Source organism: Streptomyces sp. NPDC111606, assembly GCF_055656945.1.
Map to the genome: position 1 here is coordinate 1 of NZ_JBVKBY010000037.1, position 5625 is coordinate 5625.

The 5625-nt window shown below is 64.8% G+C and carries 3 protein-coding genes and 2 pseudogenes; 3 read left to right on the forward strand and 2 right to left on the reverse strand.

Annotated features, from left to right (window positions below; all coding sequences use genetic code 11):
- Positions 1 to 110: 110 nt before the first annotated feature.
- Entirely contained in the window at positions 111 to 509 is a 399-nt protein-coding gene (locus tag ACZ7M7_RS44935; RefSeq protein ID WP_472127644.1) for a hypothetical protein, read from the reverse strand.
- A 1191-nt stretch (positions 510 to 1700) separates the two neighbouring features.
- Between ACZ7M7_RS44935 and ACZ7M7_RS44940 the strand changes: the two genes are divergently transcribed.
- Together ACZ7M7_RS44940 and ACZ7M7_RS44945 are read left to right on the forward strand one after the other, a co-directional pair.
- Positions 1701 to 2210, forward strand: a complete 510-nt coding sequence (locus ACZ7M7_RS44940; protein ID WP_472127646.1) for a DUF4262 domain-containing protein — start codon at positions 1701 to 1703, stop codon at positions 2208 to 2210.
- A gap of 419 nt (positions 2211 to 2629) precedes the next feature.
- Positions 2630 to 3856 (forward strand): annotated as a pseudogene (locus tag ACZ7M7_RS44945) (IS3 family transposase); the annotation flags it as partial.
- Positions 3857 to 3994: 138 nt separating this feature from the next.
- On the opposite strand, the gene ACZ7M7_RS44950 reads toward ACZ7M7_RS44945, so the two are convergent.
- Positions 3995 to 4501: a cupin domain-containing protein gene (locus ACZ7M7_RS44950; protein WP_472127648.1), complete on the reverse strand. Its 507-nt coding sequence runs from the start codon at positions 4499 to 4501 to the stop codon at positions 3995 to 3997.
- A 302-nt stretch (positions 4502 to 4803) separates the two neighbouring features.
- Between ACZ7M7_RS44950 and ACZ7M7_RS44955 the strand changes: the two are divergent.
- A pseudogene (locus ACZ7M7_RS44955) lies at positions 4804 to 5625 on the forward strand (winged helix-turn-helix domain-containing protein); the annotation flags it as partial.

Below are 5625 nucleotides of genomic sequence, written 5' to 3' on the forward strand. Positions count from 1 at the left end.
AACGCCGCCCGTAATCGGTTCACTTCATGTGCATCCACAAGACCCAACATGCTCTTGATCAGCATCAACCAGAAGACCTAACGAAGCACTACTAGTGGCCTGGCTGATACTCAGGACGTAACGGGCGCGTTTACCGCCATGGCGCTCTTGAAGTCCGTGAGCGTGAGCGTCGCCTCGATGTCGGGGTCGGAAGCGAAGTGGATCTTCTGGTGTACGCGCACGACTCGGCCGTCGTCGTTGATCCATGCCTCGGCGTCGACTTTTGTCGCGGGGCGCAGGTTGCGTCCGACGGTCTTGTCCACCTTTTCGATGTCCTTCGGGGTGAGGCGGGCCGATACGCGCAGGGGCTCGCTCTCCTGGTGCACGGAGGCGCTGTGAGCGAGCATGAGCCGCACGTACTGCGGGAGCCGGTCCGCGGGTATACCACCCTTGGCTGCCGACGCAGGAAACTCCTGCCATGCCTCGTTAGTTCCGCTGGCGCGCCGGTACACCTTCTGCAGGGTGATCACGACGTCTTCGGTGTACGTCTCGGTTGTGTCTGTCGCGCGCCCTGTGAATGGCGCGTTGAGGTTAACTCGCCCCTCCATGAGCTGGAGTCGTCTGTGCCCCGACTGCGTGATGGCTGTGAGCGCAGCCGAGTACGGTGCGTCGTCGGCCGCAGCCAGCCGATGGCGCACTGCCTGTGGGCCGCTCTTCGGTGATGCGGGCTCGCTCGAGGAGCATGCGGAGAGCATCAGTCCCAAGAGCAGCAGAGTCAGGGGCGCTGTCCGGCGATGAAACACAGGTCGATCCTCTGAGTGCCGGGCCCGAGGAAGAAACACCCCCGTGCCGCAAGTAGATGGTGGACTCATTGTGTCCGGCCTCAAAGATCAGGCGGGGCGCAGGGGGAGGCTGCGTGATCAAGAGTTCGTCAGGGGGTTACGGAATTGCCTCCGTTGCCCGCACAACCCTTCGCCGGACACCCGCCGCCGTCGAAGCGCTCGTCCGGCGGTTGACCTGCGCAGTCGGGCGGGCCAGCAGCATGCCCAAACGGGGCCAGGTAGTGCACTCAGGAGCCAAGTATCGCGCTCAGGCGTACGTCCTCTGTCGCAGTGGCCTGGCGGGTCACGTCATCGACCCGGAATGGGACCGCGACAGCTGTAAGCAAGATCGGCGCTCGCTGGGAGCGCCGATCTCGGTTCGGCTTCACGCGGCAACGTGAATCCGCTCGGTTCCTGATTGCCTTGGTGGAGCCCGCAACGCTCAGGAGTGGCCGGAGTAACCCGGCCTTGAAGAGGTTGGCGCCCCGTCCTGGCTTCCTCTACGGTCGCTGCGACGGACGAGAGGCCCACGACAACCGCTTTAGGAGCGAGGTGAGGCGAGTGTGGCTCTGACCTGCGAGACGTCCAGATAGGCAGACACGTGGTCAGCTACCCGCCGGCTACCGCAGTTCCCCGTGGCTCCCCGCTGGATCTGGCACGGGTGTAACACGGGGAACTTCTGATCCGTAGCTCTATGTGGATCGGTCAGCGACAGTCATTCCGGTCGCTTCACGGCCCCGGACCGACGCCAACGGTGGGGGGCGGCGGTTGAGGTTGCGGTATTTCGTTGCTGTACGCCAACCCAAGAGACTGCTCGTGTGCGAGCAGGACTACTCTCCTCGGATGGACGAAGCCCCTTGTTTTTGCCTCCTCTGCGCCCCCACGGAATGGGGCGGCCCCGTGTCGGAGGAGCGCGATAGCCGCATAGCCAAGAGTGTCGCGGACTTCGGCTGGCACGTCATGGGCGTGGCTGGCGGTGACGCCCCCGGCGATTGGGGCTACTCCATCGGGCTCTGGCACACACTGCGTAGTCCCGAGGTGAGCGTGTTCGGTCTGCCATCGCAGACCGCGATGCGTGTGGCGAACGCCGCTGGGGCAGCGATACGGGACGGCAACCCACTCGAGCCGGACCAGCGCCGAGGAGACGTCCTCAACGGCTACGACGTGGCCGTCCGGCCCGTGCATCCCAGCTGGTACCACGACTTCTTCGGCGCAGGAATCGACTTCTACCAGACCCCGCCACTGCCAGTCACACAGCTGTTCTGGCCCGACAAGGCCGGGCGGTTCCCCTGGGAAGAAGGAGCGGACGAGCGCTGCCGTACGGGACAACCACTGCTCTGGATTCCTAAAGACGAGACCACTGGCCCGTGGACTGAAATCACGTGGGGTCGATGGTTGGAGTCTCGATGACCCAGTCAAGGTGATGGGCGCCGTCGCACAGTGAGGACGGCGCCCGTACGAGGTCAAGGCCTTGAGGTTTGGCCTCATCCTTATCAGGTCGATCACGGACCTCCCAGAGGTGGGAGGGATCCTCGCTTGGCAGGGGTGTGGCGACCGCTGAAAGCCGCTTTCGTCCGGCCCGGTTCGCCGCTGTTGGTGTCAGCTGCTGATGTCAGACATCAGCTGGTGGCTTGACAGTCTCGGATATCGGCTACGACTGCCACCCCTGCGGCAAGCATCCTCGCGACCACAAGGCCGGCCAGCCTTTCATCACAGATGACCTCGGCCATTGGCGGATCACCCTTGCGGATCGGCAGGTAGCCGGCGCCGCTTCGGAAGTGAACCGCTCCGGGTTCGATAGGGACTCGATCGTTTGAGAGGATCGAGTCATGGCACGTCCTTCCCCTTACCCGCTTGAGCTGCGCAAACGAGCAGTTCGCATGTTCACCGAGGTCCGTCCGGATTACGACACCGAGTGGGGCCGCGATGAAGGCCGTCGCGTCGAAGCTCGGCATCGGCACGACCGAGACGCTGCGCAAGTGGGTGCGGCAGGACCAGATCGCCTCCGGTGCCCGGGCGGGCACCACGACGGAGGAGTCCGCCGAGCTGAAGCGGCTGAAGAAGGAGTCCGCCGAACTGAAGCGGGCCAACGAGATCTTGAAGGCCGCGGCAAGTTTCTTCGCGGCCGAGCTCGACCGGCCACAGACACGCTCGTGAGCTTCATCGACGAGTACCGGGACCGCTTCGGCGGCGTCGAGCCGATCTGCCGGGTGCTCACCGCGCACGACTGCAAGATCGCCCCCTCCACCTACTACGCGTTCAAGAAGCGGCAGGCTGCGCCCTCGGCCCGGTCGCTGCGGGACGCCGATCTCAAGGAGCTGATCCACGAGGTCTTCGAGGACAACTTCCGTGTCTACGGGGCCCGGAAGGTCTGGCGCGAGCTGAACCGGCAGAACCATCCGGTCGCCCGGTGCACCGTCGAGCGCCTGATGCGCGAGCTCGGGATCGCTGGCGCGGTCCGCGGCAAGCGGGTGATCACCAGGGTCCCGGAGGCCGGCGCGGAGCGGGCCCCGGACCTGGTGGACCGCGACTTCGTCGCCTCGGCCCCCAACCGCTGCTGGGTGGCCGACTTCACGCACGTGAAGACCTGGTCAGGAGTCGTCTACGTCGCGTTCGCGGTGGACACCTTCTCCCGCCGCATCGTCGGGTGGTCCGCCGCCACGACCAAGGAGACCCGGCTCGTCCTGGACGCTCTCGACATGGCCCTGTGGCAACGCGACCGGGATCAACACCCCTTCCAGCAAGGCGAGTTGATACATCACTCGGATGCCGGGGCGCAGTACACATCGTTCGCGCTGGCCGAACACCTCCAGCAGGCAGGCATCGCGGCGTCGATCGGCTCGGTCGGCGATGCCTACGACAATGCCCTGATGGAGTCCACGATCGGCCTGTTCAAGACCGAGCTGATCAAGCCCGGCCGCCCGTGGAAGACGCTCTCCCAGGTCGAGCTGGCCACCGCGGAGTGGGTCGACTGGTACTGCCACCGCAGACTCCACGGTGAGATCGGGCACATCCCGCCCGTCGAATACGAGCTCAACTACTACCGCGAAACCAAGAAACCCCAGGTCAGTCACAACGTAGAGTCTCGATCAAACCCGGAACGGTTCACGCAGTGGTCTCACCTGATGCTTGACACCGCTTGCCTCGGTTTGGCTGTGCGCGTCTGATCAGTGTGCGTGGGAGAGCTGGTGTAGTTACTCACCGAGGAGCTTGAGCTGGTACCTGTTGGTGAGTTCGGCGACCCACTCGTCGGAGAACCCGAGACCGTACTGCTCGCCTAGCTCGGCCCGGCGCTGGAGGAACTCGGCAGGATCAGAGGCCGTCTCGCTGACCGTGCCCAGCGCGTCGAAGAACCGCTCGAAGCCTGCGGGCGAGATGATTTCCAGGATCCTCGCCGGTTCCGGTCCAGCGTTCCAGAAGGTATGCGGGATCCCTCGCGGTTTGAGGATGTACGAGCCTGGACCTGCCGTGGCCTCCTCGTCGCCCACTCGTGCGCCGACCCTGCCCTGCAGGACGTACGAGAACTCGTCCTCGCGGCTGTGAACGTGTGGCGGTATGAGACGGCCCGGCTCGATGGGGTGCTCGACGATCGAAAACTGGTTTCCGGTCTCCTCGCCCCAGATCTTGAAGTCGACTCCTATGCCCGCGAGCCAGATCGACTTGCCCTCGTCTGGTTCGACTACGAAGCGGAGAGCCCCCATAACGGCCTCCCAGATGTCTATTTTGCCATTTTCTGTAACTCTATGACCGATTCATAAGAGGCGCCCGGCAGGCTCACTCCGATCATCCCTGCCGCCCTCACCCCAGACCGCCGAGCGGAACGTAAGCAGCACTGGTGGTTTCGTCGTCGCAGGCCAGCGATTCCAATCGTCAAAGTCCACTTGGACACCAACGAGAATTGAGGCGCGCCTTCGGTGAATACACCCACCGGACGATCGTCTACTGACTTGCTGGCGTGATGTCGCGGGCTGACAAGCTGTGGTTGTCGCAGTAAGCCGGTCACATGAGGTATCCGCAAGGGGGCGGGCTGACCGCGGAGCGACGGGCATTTCGTGAGCGCATCCGGATACATGCGGCCGAGTTACTCGCCCTGGGACACGACAATGCCGCCATCGCCAGGCAGTTACGTGTCAGCGTGCGGTCGGTACAACGATGGCACCAGGCATGGGAGCACGGCGGAACACCGGCCTTGGTGTCGAAGGGGCCGGCGTCCAGGCCCAAGCTGAGCGAGGCACTGTTCGAGGTGCTCGAGCAGGAACTGGCCAAGGGTCCGGTGGCGCACGGCTGGCCGGACCAGACCTGGACACTGGCCCGGATCAAGACGCTGATCGGGCGCCGGTTCCACAAGAGCATGACGCTGTCGGCCATCGCGCAGATGCTGCACCGGCACGGCTTCAGCCACCAGGCCCCGGCCCGTCGGGCGGTGGAGCGCAACGAGGAAGCCGTCACCGGCTGGGTGAAGGAGACCTGGCCCCAGGTGGAAACGCCGTGGCGGCGCTCGGGGCCTGGTTATGCTTCGAAGACGAGGCCGGGTTCTCGATGACGCCGCCCACCGTCCGCACCTGGGCCAGGCGCGGACACACACCCGTCATCCGAGTGCGGGGCCGCTCCCAGCGCCGTTTCTCCATCGCCGTTCTGGCCTGCTACAAGCAGGGCGACGCTCGCGCCTGGTCTACCGGCCCAAGCGGCACGTCGATCACAAGCGGGGCGGCAGACGCAGCTTCACCTGAACCGACTACCGCGACCTGCTGACCGCCGCCCACCAGCAACTCGGCGCACCGATCGTGCTCGTGTGGGACAACTTGAACGTGCACAAAGACCGCCG